Annotated in this window: 19 protein-coding genes; 8 read left to right on the forward strand and 11 right to left on the reverse strand. The window is 52.7% G+C overall.

Annotated features, from left to right (window positions below):
• The first annotated feature begins 223 nt into the window (after positions 1-223).
• Positions 224-514 carry a hypothetical protein gene (locus HOJ95_16305; GenBank protein MBT6396258.1) on the forward strand — a complete coding sequence of 97 codons (291 nt, stop codon included), beginning with the start codon at positions 224-226 and terminating at the stop codon, positions 512-514.
• Positions 515-632: 118 nt separating this feature from the next.
• The gene (locus HOJ95_16310) at positions 633-1,898 is read left to right on the forward strand and encodes a hypothetical protein (protein ID MBT6396259.1); all 1,266 of its coding nucleotides are present in this window, start codon (positions 633-635) and stop codon (positions 1,896-1,898) included.
• A 66-nt stretch (positions 1,899-1,964) separates the two neighbouring features.
• Here HOJ95_16310 and HOJ95_16315 read toward each other — a convergent pair whose 3' ends face one another.
• The 6 genes from HOJ95_16315 to HOJ95_16340 form a co-directional block, all read right to left on the reverse strand.
• On the reverse strand, positions 1,965-3,080 hold the full coding sequence (locus tag HOJ95_16315) for a Gfo/Idh/MocA family oxidoreductase (protein ID MBT6396260.1): 1,116 nt from the start codon (positions 3,078-3,080) through the stop codon (positions 1,965-1,967).
• A 175-nt stretch (positions 3,081-3,255) separates the two neighbouring features.
• Entirely contained in the window at positions 3,256-4,017 is a 762-nt protein-coding gene (locus HOJ95_16320) for a sulfite exporter TauE/SafE family protein (protein MBT6396261.1), read from the reverse strand.
• Positions 4,018-4,104: 87 nt separating this feature from the next.
• Complete coding sequence (locus tag HOJ95_16325) at positions 4,105-4,404, reverse strand: hypothetical protein (GenBank protein ID MBT6396262.1); 300 nt, start codon at positions 4,402-4,404, stop codon at positions 4,105-4,107.
• 66 nt (positions 4,405-4,470) lie between these two features.
• Positions 4,471-4,704, reverse strand: coding sequence for a hypothetical protein (locus HOJ95_16330; protein ID MBT6396263.1), 234 nt, complete (start codon positions 4,702-4,704; stop codon positions 4,471-4,473).
• A 429-nt stretch (positions 4,705-5,133) separates the two neighbouring features.
• Complete coding sequence (locus tag HOJ95_16335; GenBank protein MBT6396264.1) at positions 5,134-5,880, reverse strand: SUMF1/EgtB/PvdO family nonheme iron enzyme; 747 nt, start codon at positions 5,878-5,880, stop codon at positions 5,134-5,136.
• 154 nt (positions 5,881-6,034) lie between these two features.
• Positions 6,035-6,490 (reverse strand): DUF302 domain-containing protein, encoded by a 456-nt coding sequence (locus HOJ95_16340; GenBank protein MBT6396265.1) that lies wholly within the window; start codon positions 6,488-6,490, stop codon positions 6,035-6,037.
• Between the two features lie 128 nt (positions 6,491-6,618).
• Between HOJ95_16340 and HOJ95_16345 the strand changes: the two genes are divergently transcribed.
• The gene (locus HOJ95_16345) at positions 6,619-7,215 is read left to right on the forward strand and encodes a TlpA family protein disulfide reductase (GenBank protein ID MBT6396266.1); all 597 of its coding nucleotides are present in this window, start codon (positions 6,619-6,621) and stop codon (positions 7,213-7,215) included.
• Here the strand turns inward: HOJ95_16345 and HOJ95_16350 are convergent.
• Complete coding sequence (locus tag HOJ95_16350; GenBank protein MBT6396267.1) at positions 7,207-9,075, reverse strand: hypothetical protein; 1,869 nt, start codon at positions 9,073-9,075, stop codon at positions 7,207-7,209. The two genes, HOJ95_16345 and HOJ95_16350, sit on opposite strands and share 9 nt — an antisense overlap.
• Before the next feature lie 116 nt (positions 9,076-9,191).
• Between HOJ95_16350 and thiE the strand changes: the two genes are divergently transcribed.
• From thiE to HOJ95_16375, 5 genes are all read left to right on the forward strand, one after another.
• Positions 9,192-9,833, forward strand: coding sequence for a thiamine phosphate synthase (thiE, locus tag HOJ95_16355; GenBank protein MBT6396268.1), 642 nt, complete (start codon positions 9,192-9,194; stop codon positions 9,831-9,833).
• Positions 9,830-10,885: a thiamine-phosphate kinase gene (gene thiL / locus HOJ95_16360; GenBank protein ID MBT6396269.1), complete on the forward strand. Its 1,056-nt coding sequence runs from the start codon at positions 9,830-9,832 to the stop codon at positions 10,883-10,885. Before thiE ends, thiL begins: the two co-directional genes overlap by 4 nt.
• A gap of 397 nt (positions 10,886-11,282) precedes the next feature.
• Positions 11,283-11,663: a hypothetical protein gene (locus HOJ95_16365; GenBank protein ID MBT6396270.1), complete on the forward strand. Its 381-nt coding sequence runs from the start codon at positions 11,283-11,285 to the stop codon at positions 11,661-11,663.
• Positions 11,664-11,918: 255 nt separating this feature from the next.
• Positions 11,919-12,659, forward strand: a complete 741-nt coding sequence (locus HOJ95_16370) for a hypothetical protein (protein MBT6396271.1) — start codon at positions 11,919-11,921, stop codon at positions 12,657-12,659.
• Positions 12,660-12,683: 24 nt separating this feature from the next.
• On the forward strand, positions 12,684-12,923 hold the full coding sequence (locus HOJ95_16375; GenBank protein MBT6396272.1) for a hypothetical protein: 240 nt from the start codon (positions 12,684-12,686) through the stop codon (positions 12,921-12,923).
• 63 nt (positions 12,924-12,986) lie between these two features.
• Here the strand turns inward: HOJ95_16375 and HOJ95_16380 are convergent, their stop codons facing one another.
• From HOJ95_16380 to HOJ95_16395, 4 genes are read right to left on the reverse strand one after another with little or no spacing between them, the layout of a single operon-like run.
• Positions 12,987-14,189, reverse strand: coding sequence for a M20 family metallopeptidase (locus HOJ95_16380; GenBank protein MBT6396273.1), 1,203 nt, complete (start codon positions 14,187-14,189; stop codon positions 12,987-12,989).
• Positions 14,186-14,971, reverse strand: coding sequence for a putative selenium-dependent hydroxylase accessory protein YqeC (gene yqeC / locus HOJ95_16385; protein MBT6396274.1), 786 nt, complete (start codon positions 14,969-14,971; stop codon positions 14,186-14,188). The genes HOJ95_16380 and yqeC overlap by 4 nt, the downstream gene beginning before the upstream one ends.
• A 2-nt stretch (positions 14,972-14,973) precedes the next feature.
• Positions 14,974-16,125 carry an iron-containing alcohol dehydrogenase gene (locus HOJ95_16390; GenBank protein ID MBT6396275.1) on the reverse strand — a complete coding sequence of 384 codons (1,152 nt, stop codon included), beginning with the start codon at positions 16,123-16,125 and terminating at the stop codon, positions 14,974-14,976.
• Positions 16,126-16,184: 59 nt separating this feature from the next.
• Entirely contained in the window at positions 16,185-17,777 is a 1,593-nt protein-coding gene (locus HOJ95_16395) for a hypothetical protein (GenBank protein MBT6396276.1), read from the reverse strand.
• Positions 17,778-17,829 lie beyond the last annotated feature (52 nt).

Below are 17,829 nucleotides of genomic sequence, written 5' to 3' on the forward strand. Positions count from 1 at the left end.
CTGGGGCGGGAATCATCAAAATAGAATTCAGATGCTCTAACCGGGAATAATATAGGTCCCAGAATCGTTCTCTCTCTTATAGCCTGATAATGGCGGCTTTTAGGAGAGAAAATATCCTAGGGGAGGGTGTGAAGCCGCATGATGGTGCCCCTAACGATAAAAAAGTCTTTTTTAAGGCGCTTTCCGCGTAGTGCGGGAGCGTTTAACCATGCAACCTTGATTTTTGGGAAAACGGAGGATACACATGATGAAAATGCTCAAAGTTATGTTTCTGGGATTTGCCGTCACCTCGCTTCTTATGATTAGTGGCATTTCGGCGGAAGCGGCGTCCAACCCTTGCGCTGCGAAAAATCCGTGCAATCCTTGCGCTGCGAAGAATCCTTGTGCCGCGAAGAATCCTTGTGCCGCGAAGAACCCTTGTGCCGCGAAGAACCCTTGCGCTGCCAAGAATCCCTGTGCTGCGAAGAACCCTTGCGCCGCGAAGAATCCTTGCAACCCCTGCGCAAAAAAATAATTTTGTCTGCCTGAGCAAGGTGGATAATCCCCCGGAGGAGAGGGTATCCTTTTCCTTCGGGGTTTTTTTGTCCTGTTTTGTGGTTTTCTAATAAAATTGTTTTTTTCTGAGAGAGTCGATGAAACGCCTCGGCATTTTAAGTTCTACTATTTTGGTTTTCTTGCTTGCGGGATTGAATTTTCAATTGCCAGTTCGTTTATCCTCTGCCGCCGAAAAAAAATCTATTTCGGCTTGGAAGTCTGCCGCTGAATTCGCGAAACAACATTGGCGTACACCAGTTCCTCCGATGGGGAAGGCTCCGGCGTCTCACAAAAAACGTGAGCGCTCCTTGCTTCCCGAGGATTGTGGTAGTTGCCATCCAGACCAATACAAGCAATGGAAAACGACACTTCATGCCGGAGCGATGAGCCCTGGTATTTACGGTCAGACCGTAGATCTGTGGGCAAATAATCCTGGTTCCGCTCAAAGTTGTAATGAGTGTCATGCACCGCTAGCCGAGCAGCAGAAAAAATCCCTGGCGGGCATCGGGCCTCTCGCTTCATGGAAAAAGAATCCGGCTCATATATTGAAACTCGAAATGGCCGGGCTGGCTTGCGCTGCCTGCCATGTACGAAACTGGCGAGTCTACGGCCCCCCGAAGCGCGAAACAAAGGTCGGAATTAATGATGCAACATCAACCGGGGAGCACGGTGGGGTGGAGCGTACCCCGTTTTTTGAGCGCGCCGAGTTTTGTATGGGTTGTCATCAGTTCGAGGGCGGTGGGCCGAACGGAAAATCCATCCAGAATACCTATAATGAATGGAAGGCGAGTATCTGGGCCAAGGAGGGGGTTCAGTGTCAGAACTGCCATATGCCCAAGCGAGCACATCTTTGGCGCGGCATACACGATAAAGAAATGGCGCAGAGCGCTGTTACCCTGGATGTTGAACTCGAAGACAAAGCTCCTAAAGATATTGTCTCGGCCAAAATCATTCTTACCAACACGGGTGCTGGCCATTATTTTCCAACATACATCACGCCCTCGGTTGATGTTATCGCATGGTTAGAGGACAAAAACGGAGCTGCCCTTCCGGGGAGCCAGGTGGTTGAGATTATTGAGCGGAAACTTTCTTCTGATTTTAGTCGCGAAATTTACGATAAACGCATTCCCCCACAAGAAGCGTTCATCATGAACTATCGTCGGGGAAGGCCCCCTGAGGCCGCCACCCTTCGCGTTCGGGTACGTGTTCGACCTGATTCTTTCTATCTTGGATTTTTCAAAGCAACGCTCGGAGGCCGGGGACTTTCCAAAAAAGCAAGAAAACTCCTTGAGGAAGCCAAACGGCGTGCGGAAAATTCGCCGTTTGATATTTTCGATGATCGGATAGAACTGGATAAAGGGTAGTGAAATTCAGGAGATTGTTTTATCTCTCTTGAGTAGCCTTGCCACCTAGAAATTTAACCGGGAAAACTAATCCTCTAGCTCTTCGGGTTCGATGGGAAGGCGCACGGCCTCGCCTCGCCTGGCTGAAAGATCCATGGCTTTTGAGATGATCAGATTCCGGTGTCCGTCGGCTGCGGTGGCGTGCGGGGTGTCGCGATCACTATGAACTCGGGATAACCATGTGAGAGTTTCGTCTCGGATGGGCCCCCAATGTTGACCAAAGGCGAAATCGCCTGCAGGATAGCTTTCGAGAAAATCGACGTTTCGCTTTATATCAGGGGTGTAGCCCGCTGGTTGGCCTTTCTCGGTGGCGAGCACTTGATCTCGATGGGTGTCGTCGATGGTGAGCACACCTTCTGTTCCCACAATACCAAATTCGTTGCTGCAAACCGAACCTGGCCAGATTTCTGGCAGGGCCCAATTGATAGACATGCTCAATATGGTTCCGTCCTCGAAAGTGACGATGCCGAATGTGGCGTCCTTTGTGCCGAGTGGTGCCATTGTTTTTGATACCGAGCTTGCGTAGATCTGGACAGGTTTTTTCTCTTCAAGAAACCACAATGACAAATCCAGGGTGTGTGTGCCGGCAATTACCATGGGTGTAAATTTAGCGGCGTCGTCCGCACGTTTAACGATGGCAGATGAGGCAATACGGTTCATGAATGCCCGGGTTGTCATCGAGGTGACGTCGCCGAGCTGGCCCGTCATGATCCTTTCCCTTGCCGTGAGAAAGCGGCGGAGGAAGCGTCTAGTGTAGCCTACGACGGCGTCAACGCCGGTGGATTGAAGAGTCTTGAGGACTTTGGCCGATTCGCGGGCATCAACGGCCAGGGGCTTTTCGACCATGATGGCATGGCCCGCCTCTGCAGCGGCGAGCACCGGCTCGACATGATTTTTTTCATCCGTGGCAACGATGACAGCGTTTGCTTCAGGGCAGTCGAAAAGTTCCCGATAGTCGGTCGTGAAAAAGTCAGCCTTGATTTCCTCTGCGAAGGCTTTGCCGAATTCTTCATTATGATCGCAGACACCCAGCCACCCGAGGCCGCCGAATTCCCGGGCGATTTGAGCCCGGGTGCGTCCAATCATGCCGCAGCCCACAAGAGCCAAGCCGACGGGTTGGTGGGTTTTTGTCTCCTCGCTCATAGCGGCTCCTGTTTCATTAAACAGAATAGATTTAAGTTCTCGTGAATTTTCGGATAACTGAATTCTAGCACACGGTTGGCTGCCTCTGCATGTTGATCTGGATTTAGGGTCAAATTTTATACAAATAAAGTTCAGGATCTGGAGAGGTGTTTAAGATTTGCAGGGAAACAGGTGGCTAGAGGAGTCCATATATGAATTTTGCGACTAACGTTATTCCGACGAGACCGAGAAGGCTGAGGACCATACGCTCGAATCCGGATTCTGAGAGCGATTGGCGAAAACGATTACCGATCCACATTCCGAGAACGGCAGGTGCGAGAAGAAAAAGACTCTGCCAGCCCGCGCCAGATGCATAAGCGCCAAGGCCTGCGAATGTGACAATCTGCGTGAAGATAAGAGTTGTCGAAACGCAATTGAGAAGAAAAACAAAAGCATCCTTCGGGACGGAAATGTAATTAAGGTACAGCACAAGAGTCGGGGCAGGCATCATTAGTGCGCCATGGAGAAAACCGGTCGCCGCTCCCCAGGCAACTGAAAGGGGGTGTCCGACATGCTCTGTTTTCTTCTCGGGCTTCCAGCCGCCGAGTCGCATGGCGACAACGATAAAAACACTAGCCCCGATGGCGGCCCGGGTGATGTCCTCGGGAAGCCAGACGACGAGGCGGACACCGATGGGCACGAAAAATATGCACGCAGGGAGAAAAACGAAGATTCGCGGTGTCTGGCGCCACTCAGAACGGGTGAGTATGAGGGCGTAGATGTTGAGAAGAAGTATAGGCACCGCCATCCATGCCATGGCATCCTTAGGAGGAATTACGACAGAGAGAAAGGGAACGGTCGATACGATGAGGCCAAAGCCCATTGTCCCTTTGGCAAATCCACCAAAGACCATAACGATGAAAAGAAAAATCATGAGAATTACGGGAATTTCAGTCACAGATGTTTCCTTGGTTCGAATGGAAATCTGAGATTATGTGAATAAACAACAACCGAGCCCGGGGACTCTAGCATAGGTGGGCATTGATCACTCCTCTCTATCCTTTTTGAGACGCGAAAGTGCTGCTGTCAGTTCGGGCGACCCATCGGGTTCTTGCTCGACTATGCCGAAAGCGTAGTTTAGCCGGTTGGCGTAGGTGCGATAACTGGCGCAGGCAATGACATCGACTACATTGTCTTCGCTGAGCCCAACAGCGCGGAGGGTGTCAATATCGGCCTCTGCGATGGTATGGGGGCTCAGGGTGATTTTAAGGGCGAGCGCACAAATAGCCCGGTCAGCCCCATCAAGTATCCTTGCGTTTTCGGGGGAGAGTAGGACCTCGGCCAAATCGGCCTCCGAGGTGTTTTCGCTATGACCATGGAACGACCATCCGTGGTTAATCGCTCAGCCATATCAGCCGCCGTGAGCTGCGACGAAAAATGCTAGCATCTGCTCTCGCCGTACTCCTAGTGTGCTCCCCCCGTAGGCGGCGTTTCTGAGTGTTTCACGCCCCGAGAGGACTTCGGAACGCCGCCCGAGGGCAAGAAGAAATTTCGAGACGGGTCGGCCCCCGGCCCGAATTTTATCGATAATTTCCTTTGAGGCGCCTTTGGCTTCATCCAGTTTCATGGGGTGTATCCAGTTCATATGTCATCTCCTGGCGATGAGTTAGGGCCATTTTCGGACTGCCGCCCCCTCGTAAAAAAAATATGAGCCTAAAACCCTTATTTTTCGGGCGTTCTGTATTTTTTTAAATAATTACTAAAGATATCATTAATATCGACCGTAGATAGTAACGGGTGGCCAATTAATTTTTTCGAGGATAAGGAGATGTATATTAAGCCCGTACAAGTAGGACCAAGTTCTCATGCAATAGCCCGAGGGGGCGGAGGTGGTAAACCCGCGTCACAGAATGCGGCTCTTCAGTTGATCATGTCTGCTGTGGAGGTATCGACGACCTCCACAAAACAGGCGGTGGCGGCAGCCGTATCGGGCAGAGGATCGAGTATCAATACTCACGCCTGAAAATTTTTAAGCCTCATATCTTGCGGCTTCTAAAGGGTGTGTTTTGCCCTATCACTTTTCCTCACACATGCATCGAAATCCAAATAGCAGGTGGCGAGCTCTCGGAGATCGGCCATGCCGCGAGGCGGCCCGAGTGATGCCCGGCTGATCGTCCCAAGAGCCCCCACCTTTCATAACGCCCCGTCCAGGGTCAAAATCGCTCGAAGTCCACTCGAAAACGTTGCCCGCCATATCGAGAACCCCGTACGGGCTGGCACCCTTTGTGTAAGTGCCAATTGGGGTAGTTCCTTTGTGATGGTAGGCGTGATTTAAACGAGCGGGGTCGAATCGATTACCCCAAGGAAAATAAGCGCCTTGTGTGCCGCGAGCGGCTTTTTCCCACTCGGCCTCGGTGGGGAGGCGCAAGTGCTTGCCGCCGGATTTTCCCCTGCGCCAGGCGCACATGGCCTCGCCATCTAATCGACTGACGAGGACGACGGGATGGCGCTCAAGGCCAGCAGGGTGGGTCGGTTTGCCGCCCGCGTCTTTTAACCATAGGTATCGGCGCACAGCCTTGTAGGGATGAACGAGATATCCTTGTCGCTGATAGTCTTCAGGGGAAATGAAAGGTGCAGGGTGGCCAGTCTCCCGAACAAAAAATTGATATTCGCTTTGGGTAACGAGATTCTTGTCGATGAAATAATTTTTTAAAAAGAGCTGTTTGCGGGGAAGTTCCCATGCATCAAACCATCGGCCTTTTCGTGCGGCGTTGCTGCCGATGCGGTAGGCGAGATCCCTCTCGGCCCGGTCACTTCCCATCCAAAAATGTCCCGCTGGTATTTTGATGAGAGAGTTGTCGCCGCTGCAGGGTTCACCACTGACCATGCCAGGCAGGGAAATCCAAAAAAATAGCGCTACGGTTAATGCTGCCCTCATGGGTTTTCTTACCCGAGTTATTTTATCTGAGAGGCGTTTATCGTGCGTCTTGCACGATTTTCGCGAAGATCACGTCAAGCTCGGCGGCCATTTTATCGAGGTCGGCGCTTCCGTAGGGACGGAAAACATCGCTCGGTTTTTTGTAGGTAATTGTCGCCGTGCCATCGGTATTTTCGTAAAGATAGATTCGAATCGGCGCCTCGATTCCCGCCGGTATGCTCGCCTGGAGCATTCGAACGGCAAAGCGTGGATGATATACACCAAAAACCCGGTTGCCCTTAATTTTAACGCCTATTGCCGCTGCACCATGCGTAGCACTCGCTTTGCTGACGAGTCCCATCTTGTTTTTCCTGATGGCGGCGGTTAGGTCTTTTTCTGTTTGAAGAAATGGCGCCTTGGTCTTGAAGCGAGGCATTTCACCGGTGTGGGCAGGGCTGGTCGTGAGCAGGGTAATTGAAAAGAACATGGCGAAAATAACGGCTAAATTACGCATTCGATAATTCCCTCTTTTTCTAGGGGGTAGCCCACCGTGAATAATTTCCCTCGGATGATGTTATTCTTTCCAGAGGGGAGATGTATCGTCCATTTGGGCCGAAAATCACTCTATAGTGGAAAAACAATATGCACACGAAAGTATTCCGTATTGCGGCACTCCTTTTTCTGATTGCCTTTTTTGCGATGGCGATAGAGCAGACCGCAACGGCGGCCCCAGTGTTCAACAAGCTTCTTCTTGCTCCCGAGGGCTCGACGCCACCCAAGGATTTTTCCTACCCGGCCCTTGATGGCAAAAAACGTACCTTGACCGAATTTCGGGGAAAGGTGGTTTTCCTCGTTTTTTTCGCCACCTGGTGTCCTTTATGTAATGAGGAAATGCCCGCACTCGTTCGACTCTATGAAAAATACAAAGAGCGCGGGCTCACAGTGGTTGCCGTATCAATCGACCGTGCTCCGGTTTCTCTTGTTAAGGCTTGGAGCGCCTCTAAAAAGCTGACTTATCCTGTTCTCCACGACCAAAAGTTCGCATCGAGGCTTCGTTATAACATTCGAAATGTCCCGACAATCTACGTTCTTGATCGAGATTTAAATCTTGCCGCCTGGACTGTGGGCCGCGTGAGCTGGAAGGGGAAAAAGGCGACCGCACTAATTGAAAAGCTTCTCGAAAAACGTACGACCTCCTCTCAGTGGCCCCCGGGAAAGAAAACTGCCAGCCTACGCTGAGAGACCTCTAGCCCCGCCGGGCCATAGCCGATGAAGCTGTAGACTTTCATCAATCCCCTTGAGTTCTCCGTCGAAAATTTCCTCGCGAAAGTTTATCTGCGATAAAAAATCATCAACGGCTGGCTCCTGTCTGAGCGAATCGGTGATCACGATATCACCGCCCAAGCTTTGGCCTTGGATGCGGGCGGCGATGTTGACCGTTGTTCCGAAAAAATCTGTCTGCCCATTCAGGTTGACCGCGATGGCATGACCTGTGTGGACTCCCAACTTGATAATTACCGGGTTGTCTGCTCCTTCGGCGTTTCGCTTGCCAATTTTTTGTTGGATGGCGAAGGCGGCCTCTAGTGCTTTCTCAGAGGATTTAAAAGCGGCCATTATGGCATCGCCGATTGTTTTGACGAGGTGGCCGTCGCGGGCAAGTATTTCTGCGCTCAGGATGTCGAAGTGTCCTCGCACGACCCCGTAGGCGACGGCATCCCCGATATCTTCATACATTTGGGTCGAGCCTTTGAGATCGGTGAACATGAGCGCGACGTTCTGGATGGCGATGTTCTCGCCGGGCCGAATGGCGTCCGGCCCGAAGATGCGCCTGAACTGCGGAAAAAAGGCGATGTCTATTGCCGTTGCGGCATCGTCGGCCCAGGCTACCCGCTCCAGTACAATAAGCGTTTCCTCGGCGGCCGTGTTTGTGTAATTCAAACAGAGGATATCGGCAGGCTCTTGAATGAAAAACGGGTCGAGGCCCTCTTCGGTGATTCTGATTTTCGTTTCTTGCGCTTCGTTTTGGCGAGTGTCATCTGTCATTCGAATGGAAACATAGGTTTTGCTTTTCTCGCACCGGATGCGATAGGCGCCGGGGGGAAGGTGGTGTTTGGCCCGGCGCGAGCCGCCCGGCTCTAGCGTGAACTGCTCAGCCACATGGGGCGTGTTGCCGGGTCCCCCGACGCAGTATATTTCCTCTCGGATTTGTCGAAGGCCAGGCGAGGGAGAAAAGGTCACTTCGAGCGAGCGGTCAAACTCCACCTCGTAGTCGATGTTGCATGCCTCACAATAGGCCCCTGAGGTGACTTCGCCGAGCGAGGTGTATTGCGCCTTTGCATCTCGGCAGTGTGGACACATGAGGTTCCAGGTCAGGTTGAGGACGCCCGCCTGAACCGAGGAGAGGAACACTGAGAGAACCTCATCTTTAGGGTAGCCAAACTCCCGAGCCAGTGCGTAGGGGCGCATATAGCGTAGGTCCCGGCCTTCTGTCGTGGATATATGGCGAGCCAGTTTATCGAGAAGATCCTGGTCGGGTGGAGGAGAGATTTTGCCGAGCAGGCGGGCAGCCTCTCTTTCCACTGAGGAGCGCCAGCGACCGGGGGAGGCGTGGTCCGCGCGGTCAAGTATTTCAGCTACAAATCCCTCGTATACCTTGCCGAAGGAGACTTTCGCCCGGCTTGCCACCATTTTCAGAAGAGGCGCTATCAGCGGCCACCGGGGCCTTAGAGACAAGGTCTGGACTAGGTGGGTTCCCTTGGTTTCGGGAAAAAGCTCGACGCGGCTGGTGTAACTGTGGAGCGGCCCTGACTCGAAATCGCGCCTCACGGAAAGGCGGTGGTTTTCCACCCACTCGAATGGGTGTTCCCGGTAGCGGAGCGGAATGAGGCCTAGCAGGCGGATTTCTGCGTAGGTTCGCGAGCCGCCGCCCTCAATCGGGACGGTCCTGTAGGTGACTGAAGGGAGGCCTGCGAGTCGGTTCACTTTGTCGGTGTCACAGACGTGTGGCCAGAGCTGCTCGGGGGAGACTCCAAAGCGCCATTCCCAGATAAAGGTGTGAACTGATTCCGATTGTGCGGTATCGTTGTCTTCACTGATCAACTGGAAACCTCGAAGATGCGTTTCACCGGCCCTGGCGCGTTTAACTCAAGCGCATAGATTAAGGGTATTATAGGTAGGCTGCCGTCCCTCAACAAGAAGAATCAATGGGAGAAATCATGCCCCTCGACCCAACGCTCATCGTCATAACGGACAAAAAAATTCTGGCTCACTCCTCGAACATGCCGATGGCCGATGCCGTCCGTGCTGCGGCGGCTGGCGGCGCGACGATGATTCAGTACCGCGAAAAGGAAATGGAGAGTGCCGAGTTGCTGCGCGAGGCAGACGAGCTATGCGCCGCGCTCGATGGAACCGGATGTTCATTCACAGTGAATGATCGCATCGATATTGCTCTCGCCTCTGGAGCTGCGGGGGTGCATCTTGGCCAGACGGATTTACCCCTTCCCCGCGCGAAGGCGTTGGGAGGTAGCCTGTTCTATGGCGTGACTGCGGGGAGAATAGAGTGGGCCGCAAAAGCAGAGGCTGATGGAGCAGATTATTTCGGGGTGGGGCCAATCTATCCGACGGGCAGCAAGGATAATGCGCGGCCACCCATCGGCCCTGCCGGGATGGGCAAAATTCTTCCCTATGCGGGTGGTATTCCGGCGGTGGCCATCGGTGGGGTGAATGCTGAAAATCTTGCGCCCGTCATAGCTGCCGGGGCGCAAGGGGTGGCGGTTATTGGGGCGGTGATGGGAGCGTCCGATCCAGAGGCGGCAGCGCGGGAGTTGAGGCGCCGTATCGAGGAGGCCAAAGGGTGAATGCAAAAGTGCAAGAAACGGCGGGAGGTTATGGCGAATTTGCTCTGATCGAGCGCCTGCGCTCGAAGCTGACCAAGTCACTCGAGGGCCCGAATGTCATCGTTGGTATCGGTGATGATGCCGCCGTGCTCGATGCTGGCGATGGGAAATGTTGGGTAGTTTCGTGCGATGCGCAGGTGCAAGGCACCCATTTTCCGAAGACGGGCGCTTCAGGCTTCAGTGTTGGCCACAAGGGACTTGCTGTGAATATAAGCGATGTTGCCTCGATGGGCGCCCGTCCGCTTTATGCGCTGATTTCTCTTGGGGTGACAGATGACACGTCGCTCGAATTTCTTGACGAGGTTTATGAGGGAATTAATGCCAAGGCCGAGCAGTGGGGCCTCGCCGTTGTTGGCGGAAACGTAACGCGCACTGAAGGGCCGTTTTTCATCGACGTGTTTATTACGGGAGAGGTGGCGCGCGAGAATCTTCTTCTCCGTAGCGGAGCGCGGCCGGGCGATCTAATTCTGGTGACAGGTAACCTGGGAGACGCCGCCGCAGGTTTTTATATCTTGAACCACCCGGAGTTGAAGATCGGCTATGAATCGAGAACGATGCTCACCTTCGCACATCAGCGACCACAACCTCGGGTGAGAGAGGCGCAGGCCATTTCGGCGCTTTGCAAGGCAACCGCGATGATGGATATCAGTGATGCGCTGGCAGGCGATGTCGAGCATATTTGCAAAGCAAGTGAAGTGGGGGCGGTGATTTGGGAGCATGAACTGCCTATTTCGACAGCGGCCCTCGATTTGGCGTCAATTGTTCAGGTGGACCCAAAAGAGTGGGCTCTCTATGGGGGCGAGGATTATCAGCTTTTGTTAACGGCCCCGGTCTCAGAGGTGCCCGCGCTTCAAGAAGCTGTAAGATCCGTTGGCGGCGGCTCTCTTACCCCGATTGGAGAGATATTGCTGCCCTCAGAGGGGATTTTGATTAAAAAAAGAAGTGGCACGGAGCCCCTTGAGGTTAAATCATGGGATCATTTCGGAAAACCTGAAGAGGACCCTAAAAGTTAAAGTATTGATAAAATGGGGGTTATTTGTGATCTCTCTGACGGTGCTGTTGTCTGGGGAAGATCGCGTGATTATTCGGCTAAAATAGTTGACGGACTAAACTGTCTGAATTATATTTTTCGTGGGGAGTCCTTGGACTCCTATCTTCCGCACCTCGGCCCTCGTCGGCGTCTCCTCCGGCGGGGGCCATTTTTTTTCTTGAAATTGTATTTTTCAGGTAAAAAGCGGGCGAATTTTCTTTCGATCTTAATGACAGATAAGTTATTGTTAATATTTAACTTATACGGAAAATAAGATTTTTTTTCAAAAAAATCACTTTTTCCCCTAAAGTTTTCCCTTAAATCGACGTTAAAAGATATGGGGGAATATTTAAAATGAACAAATGTAGGAAACTGAGAATATGAGCGGTGAGATACGATTTACCGAATCGGCGATATTTAAGGCACAACTGCTGAGCATCCGAGGATCTGTTAAAAGCTCTTTGCTAGGAGGTATAGGCTCTAGCGACGGGCTTTCCAACGCCTCTGGGGCGCTGTTGGCGAATGTCTCGAGTCAGAATACAGCCGATGCATTTCTTGCGCAGGACGCCATTGCGAGCAATATTCAGAAAGGTGGGATAAATCTTGCCGCCAAGCTTGGCTCGCAGATCGTTGACCAGAATTTGGCTAGTTCGTTGGTGTCGGGAGGGGGGCTGTCTCTTCGGGTTCAGTCGAATTTGATCACGGTGGGTCTGAAGAGTCTAGGTGGTTCAAGGGGTAGTAACGTTAACTTCCTGGGCTAAAAAAGGGTTGTAAAAGGGGGGATCGCTGCTGATTTTGTGAGGGTTTTCAGTTTTTCTCTCACTTATCGGGATTAATCTCAATATTTTTTTTGAGATGGTCCAAACGGGAGATTCTAATTACCTGTTGATCTTATCGGCTGTTTTCTGGGAAACTTTAGGGGTTGATGTAAAGAAACTTTTTCAATGGTTGAGTAATTTTTAGTACAAATGTACGTTTAGAGAAACATTAATCTAAATTTTCAATGGGGCAAGGCCATGGTTGATAACGTAGGTAGTACACCGCAATTGGGTGGCCGTAATTTAAACGAGCTTGTGGCCAAGCGAGATAGCCAGAGTACGCTGGTGCGCTCGGTGAGTGGCCCTCCGGCTACGGCGGTTGCGCCAAGCAGTTCTGAGGCGCCCGAAACGGATCCGGCAATTAAGGGGCCCGATACCGGAGAGCAAATTAGTAAGGCACGCGAGCGACGCCGGAATCTTGAGTCTTCCTCTGTGTCTGTCCAGAACGCGGCGCAGGGTGCGAATACTTCGTCGCAATTGCGCGAGCTTACAGGCCAGGCAATCCAGGCACAGGCCCAGTCACGCCCGGCCCCTCCGCCAGTTCAGCCGGAGCAAACACAAAGCCCGGCGGGTGTGGGAAATGCTCCCCAGGGGGCGCCTGATAGTGGGCAAGAAGTTGCCGCTGTTTCCCCTCGAACGGAGGCTCCTGAAGTCGCCCCGGTTGCTGTTGGTGGAAGTGCTGGGCAGCAGACGAATACTGCCGCGACAGAGACATCGAGCCAGGCAGCGCCTGTCGCAGAGGCACCCAACCCGACACCAACGCTTCAGACGAGTGAAAGCCAGGCTCCGCAAGCTGTAGGTGGCACAGGTCCTGCGCCGCAAGCGAGTATCCCCGAGGTGGCGGTTCCCAATGCGCCTGAAACATCCGCTGATAATACAAGTACGGATTCTTCTGATGTGCCGGAAGTTAGAGGCGATGTTGTGAATGTTGTTGCTTGATAATTAGGGAAAAGGAAATGGCTAATGGTTGATTCTATTCAAGTGGCGGCGCAGGGTGGCAAGCCGTTGCCTGCAGGGCCCAAGGGCCCGGAAACGACCGCTGCTTTTCCTGTGTCCTCGAAAGTCATTGCTGCGAGTGTTGGGGGCAAGGATACGTTTCCTACGAAACCGGCTCGATTAACCCAAAATCTCCAGCAGAAAAGCCTGAAGACGAATTTTCTTCGCGAGGGCGGCCGGGGGGCGAACGTTAATTTGATTACCTGACGAATTGGTTTTTTAGTGAGTTCACCCCTCTCTGCGAGAGGGGATTTTTTTTGCCTGAAAGGCCTAAAGAAACATCTGTTTTTCAGTCTTGTCGGGAGAGTCTGGGTGGATGCCGCTTGAGAATCGCTCGATAATACCGGCCAGCATCGCTGTACGCGGCACGAGAGAGGATAGCTCGATGTATTCCTCTACTGTATGGAGTCCGCCTCCCACAGGCCCCAGGCCATCGAGGACGGGCACACGCATGGGTGCGAGGTAGTTACCGTCTGAGCCTCCCCCTGTTTGGGTGTGAGAAAATGAAACGCCGGCATCGGAGGCAATTTTCTCGGCGAGTTGGAGAAGCGTTCCCGTCTCCTCGCCGGTCTCCATGGCTGGCCGCCCGCCTCCCTCGGTGAAGATGAGGCGCGTTCCCTCGACGTTGGGAGTTTGAATATTCTTGGCCAATTCATTTCGCATGGCGTCGAGCGTTTCCTGTTGCCAGGCCCTGATTTCAATGGTGCAGTCCGCCTTATCGGCCACGATGTGCGGGCGCTCCCCGCCGCTCAGGCCGGTGACGTTGAGTGTTCCGCCGGGGCGAACAAGACCGTAGGCTTGGACAATTTGCCGGGCCACTTCCTCGACCGCGCTGCGCCCTTTTTCGGGGTCAACACCGGCGTGTGCGGCGATTCCTTCTATAGAAAGCGTGCCGATGGCGCTTCCCATTCTGGCGCTGACGACCGAGCCATCTGCTCGGGCAGGCTCTAGTATCAGGGCCGCCGCCGCAAATTCGCCCATCTCCTCAATCAGACCCTTTGAGGAGGGGTTTCCTCGCTCCTCGTCCGTGTCGTAGAGAATGGTGATGGTGCCGAAATCATCGAAGCCCTCTGCGAGTAAGGTTTCCATCGCGTGGAGGCATGTAACCAGCCCGCCTTTCATGTCGATGATGCCAGGGCCCATCGCGCGGTCTCCGGTAATTTTAAAAGGGCGTTTGGCGGCCTCGCCCTCTGGGAATACCGTATCGCAGTGTCCGATGAGAAAAAGCTTGGGTTTGTCTGGGCGTTTTCCCCGGAAGCGAACTGTCAGGTGGTCGCCCGTACCGTGCGTGCCAGGTATGCGATCCACATCGCCGCCCATATTCCGGTAGCGCGCCTCGAAGTATGAGGCGACTTTAGTTGTTCCCTGCCCCGGAAAGGTGGGTGAATCGATTGAGACAACTTGCCTGAGATTCTCGATTATCTCGCTCTGGCGCGGCTCAATTTTTTCGCGCAGTTTTTTTGCACCGATCATTTTTTCTCTCCGATAAGATAAAATCGGCCTTCCACCGAATCTCCCGTCACGCACATATCGAAGATGCCCTCGGGCACTGATTCCCATACTTCCTCGGCAAGACGAAGGCGCTCCTGAGATAGACAGTGGCTTAGGTAGAGAATTTTCTTAGCGCTGGCAGGGAGACGCGCTGGATAGCTCTCGGGATGTGAGGCCAGTGCGGCCAGGTGGCGAGGCTCAAGCGTGTCGCCTTGCGCAAAGCCGCCGATTCGGCAGGAGGTCTCAAAGCGAAAAACGATATCCGGGTTCGCGCTCATACCGATGGCCTTTAGTCCCTGTACAAGAATGCAGTGCGATACGCCACCCGGAATGACAGGCTCTGTTTCTGAGGGGGCCTTAATGAGTCTCTTTCGCGCACCGTCGGTCTTCACGATGAGCACGTTTCCGCTGCCCATGGCATGAAGCGCCTCCACCTGCTCAAGCGGAATGCCAAGAAACATATCTTTGGGCAGCTTTTTTTCTACCCAGACAACCGCGCCTCGCGCGGCCCATTCCTGGGCTGCCGCATCGGCCTTTTCTCTTTCGGCCTCGCTGAGGAGTAAGGAAGGACCACTCCAATCCTGGAGCGATTGAAGGTTGGTCGTGCCCGTAACGAGCACGGGCTTTCCGGCCTCTACGAATTCGATTACGAGTCGCTTCGTGATCGTTGCCTTGCCGCCGGCGCCCATGACAGCGGTCATTTCGCCGGGCTTGATATCAATGATTTTTGAAAGAAGTGGTAGTGCGTCTATATTTTTATTCATGGCTACGCGGCAGCCCTGTAAATTTTCTCGATGTCCTCGAGAGTCAGCTTTTTCGGATTGAACCCGAGGAGTCGCTGTTGTGTCTCAAAAGCGGCCTCCGCCAGCTCGGGAATGACATGGGCGGGTACATCGACCTCACTGAGTTGAGTGGGCACACCACAGTCTTTGCATAGGCGCTCCACGGCGCCGACCGAGCGCTCTGCGGCCTCCTCAATTGACAAGCTGGCGATATCCTCGCCCAGAATTGCCGCAATTCGGGCGAATTTTTCTGGGTTTGCCGGATAGTTCACTTTCATTACGTGGGAGAACATGAGCGAATTACTCACCCCGTGTGGAATATGAAAGCGCGAGCCGAGGGGATACGCCAAGGCGTGAATCGCCCCGGCCCCTGCGCTCGTCAGGCAGACGCCCCCGTAGTGGGAGCCGAGGGCCATATCGCTCCGAGCGGCGAGATCGCTACCCTCCTCGCATACACGCCGGAGGGAGCCGGCGATGAGTTCCATGCCCTGTACGCTGTATAGCTCGCTCAGGGCCGATGAGTTCGGATTAACAAATGATTCGACACAATGAGTGAAAGCGTCAACGCCTGAGGCCGCGGTTACTTTATGCGGCAATGTCAAAGTAAGCTCCGGGTCGATTATCGCCGCACTAGGAACTATTCGTGTGCTGACGATTGCGAGTTTTACCCCTTTTTCAGGGACGGAAAAAATGGCGTTAGGCGTCGCCTCGGCACCTGTGCCGCTTGTTGTTGGAATGAGAACACAGGCAAGGCCTGCATTGGGAACAAGCTCAGTTCCGAGGTAGTCCCGTGGTTCTCCAGGATTCGTGAATAGAACGGACATGGATTTTGCGAGGTCCATGGAGCTTCCCCCGCCGATGCCGACGATGAAATCGAAAGCCTCGTCTCGATAGTGCTCATATGCGGATTCCAGATCGCCAATGGCAGGCTCCGGCGCACATTCATCGTAGACGGTGACATCGACGCCGGAGGCCTTGAGCGGGTCAATTGCCCGGGAGGCGATTCCTGCGCTCATGACGCCCTTGTCCGTGAAAACCAGGGCCTTTTTTGCGCTGGCGAATGTGGCTTCCTCTGATACTTTCTCTACGGTTCCTGCGCCGAACCAGGTGCGGACGGGGTGTCGGATGCTGAACATGATTCGAACTCCTTTCGTGGGAGATAAATTTTTAGTCTTAGCGCCTGATCTCGGGCCATTTATCCGCCCGATTTCACACCGGCTTCCTTGCTTAGTGCCTCTCTCACAATATAGTCCGCCAACAACTGATAACCCGCTGTCGTGTAATGCCCGCGGGAAGGGAAAAATTTTGGGTCGTATTTTTTCTCTTCAAGAGCTCTTTCGAAATTAGTCAGCGGAATATTCAGTTCCCGGAGAATTTTTATTATTTCCGTCCGGTCGACCCGCTCTTCCGATTTGATTGAAAAATATCTGGAACCCAGCACCTGTACCGGAAGATAGACCACATGGATTTTCCCGCCCCAGGCGGCCGTTTCTTCTTTGGCCCTTTTGAAAATAGTTCTTAATTTTTCGAGGAGTACTCTGTTTTGATTTTTTTTCAGGCGGATGCCGGTGGAGCCGAGTAATGTCCTTAACTTTGATAGGACGATAAAGTTGCGAATGTTTGTTACGGTTGATCTGAAGTCATATTTTTCTTTTTTTTCGGATGTTTGTTTTGTAGGGGTATCATACTGGCGCGGGGTATCTCCCCCGCCGCGCGAGAATTTTCGGAATGAAAAACGCCGAGCTATCTCGTCTATCTTTTTTCGGGAGTCTATCTGGGCGGTCTTTTTTGGGGAGTCTTTCGAGGCATTTATCTCGATTAGTTCTTTTTTGATGTTGATGAAACGTTTCCAGAATGAATCAATTTCATCTTGCCGCTTCGTCAGTCCTTGATAGAATTTTTTACTTAGGTAATTTTTTAAATACTGGCTTCCCAGTTCTTCTTTTAGGTTTCTTAGGTCGTTTCCCTCGTAATAAACCCAAAAAACAATTTTGGGCTTTAATATGCGCCCGTATTCCACGAGGCCGGCCAGTTCCAGCAAAGGGCCATTGCCTCGAACGGCAATATTGATGGCGTTGTATCCATGGGCCCGCAGCCTGCCTCCGATATCCTTTCCTTCGGGAACGCAAGAGCCGTGCGCAAAGGAATCGCCGAGGATCATTAGGCGGGGACCGGGGCGCGAATAGACCGTATCGTCGTTGTTGAACCCATGCCGGTCGCTTTGATAAATGGCCCAGTCTCCGGTTTCGTTGCAAAGGACAGTTTTTATATTGGAGATGCCTCCGATCGGAAAAATGTTTCCGAATGGATGTATCCCACTGTTCAAGTAGTCATTGTCTAAATTGTTGAAAAGTTGAGAGGCGACACCTGAAGGATAGGCGTCGATGTTTTGTCTTTTGAAGTCGTTAATTACTTCTATTTTGTTGCGGCGGTCAAATCTTTTTTTGGCGCTTCGTTTGTTTCTCGCGACACCTACTTCCCGGTAAGCTTGTTTTTGGTCGCTGCTTTCTCGGATTTCTAAAATAAAATTAAAAAGATAAGCTCCGGTGCCAAGAGAGAAGATCAAAAGTGCGAAATTAAGCCGATAGGCAGGCCATAGAAAATAGGCCACTCCGATAAAAGCCGAAAAGGCGCCGGCCGCGCCCATGATTATTTTTCCCGAGTCGGCAACGATCTCGATTATCGAAAATCCATAAACAAGGATGAAAATCCCCACTAGAAAGCTGATTACGAATATGCCTTTGGCAACTAGTTGCAAGGCTATTGGTGGCTGATAGGTAGCGGTCATATTCCGGATTCTGGCATAAGTCGGGCCGACGATTCGAGTAATTCGTAAGAAA

The sequence above is a fragment of the Nitrospinaceae bacterium genome, assembly GCA_018669005.1.
Classification (GTDB): Bacteria; UBA8248; UBA8248; order UBA8248; family UBA8248; genus UBA8248.

Excerpts from the sequence above, each read along its gene's own strand:
- HOJ95_16340 (MBT6396265.1), bottom strand. The coding sequence starts at position 6,490 with ATGCGTAATTTAGCCGTTATTTTCGCCATGTTCTTTTCAATTACCCTG.
- HOJ95_16330 (MBT6396263.1), bottom strand. The coding sequence starts at position 4,704 with ATGAACTGGATACACCCCATGAAACTGGATGAAGCCAAAGGCGCCTCA.
- HOJ95_16345 (MBT6396266.1), top strand. The coding sequence starts at position 6,619 with ATGCACACGAAAGTATTCCGTATTGCGGCACTCCTTTTTCTGATTGCC.
- yqeC (MBT6396274.1), bottom strand. The coding sequence starts at position 14,971 with ATGAATAAAAATATAGACGCACTACCACTTCTTTCAAAAATCATTGAT.
- HOJ95_16375 (MBT6396272.1), top strand. The coding sequence starts at position 12,684 with ATGGTTGATTCTATTCAAGTGGCGGCGCAGGGTGGCAAGCCGTTGCCT.
- HOJ95_16380 (MBT6396273.1), bottom strand. The coding sequence starts at position 14,189 with ATGATCGGTGCAAAAAAACTGCGCGAAAAAATTGAGCCGCGCCAGAGC.
- HOJ95_16395 (MBT6396276.1), bottom strand. The coding sequence starts at position 17,777 with ATGACCGCTACCTATCAGCCACCAATAGCCTTGCAACTAGTTGCCAAA.
- thiE (MBT6396268.1), top strand. The coding sequence starts at position 9,192 with ATGCCCCTCGACCCAACGCTCATCGTCATAACGGACAAAAAAATTCTG.
- HOJ95_16390 (MBT6396275.1), bottom strand. The coding sequence starts at position 16,125 with ATGTTCAGCATCCGACACCCCGTCCGCACCTGGTTCGGCGCAGGAACC.
- HOJ95_16310 (MBT6396259.1), top strand. The coding sequence starts at position 633 with ATGAAACGCCTCGGCATTTTAAGTTCTACTATTTTGGTTTTCTTGCTT.
- HOJ95_16335 (MBT6396264.1), bottom strand. The coding sequence starts at position 5,880 with ATGGGAAGTGACCGGGCCGAGAGGGATCTCGCCTACCGCATCGGCAGC.
- HOJ95_16370 (MBT6396271.1), top strand. The coding sequence starts at position 11,919 with ATGGTTGATAACGTAGGTAGTACACCGCAATTGGGTGGCCGTAATTTA.
- HOJ95_16315 (MBT6396260.1), bottom strand. The coding sequence starts at position 3,080 with ATGAGCGAGGAGACAAAAACCCACCAACCCGTCGGCTTGGCTCTTGTG.
- HOJ95_16365 (MBT6396270.1), top strand. The coding sequence starts at position 11,283 with ATGAGCGGTGAGATACGATTTACCGAATCGGCGATATTTAAGGCACAA.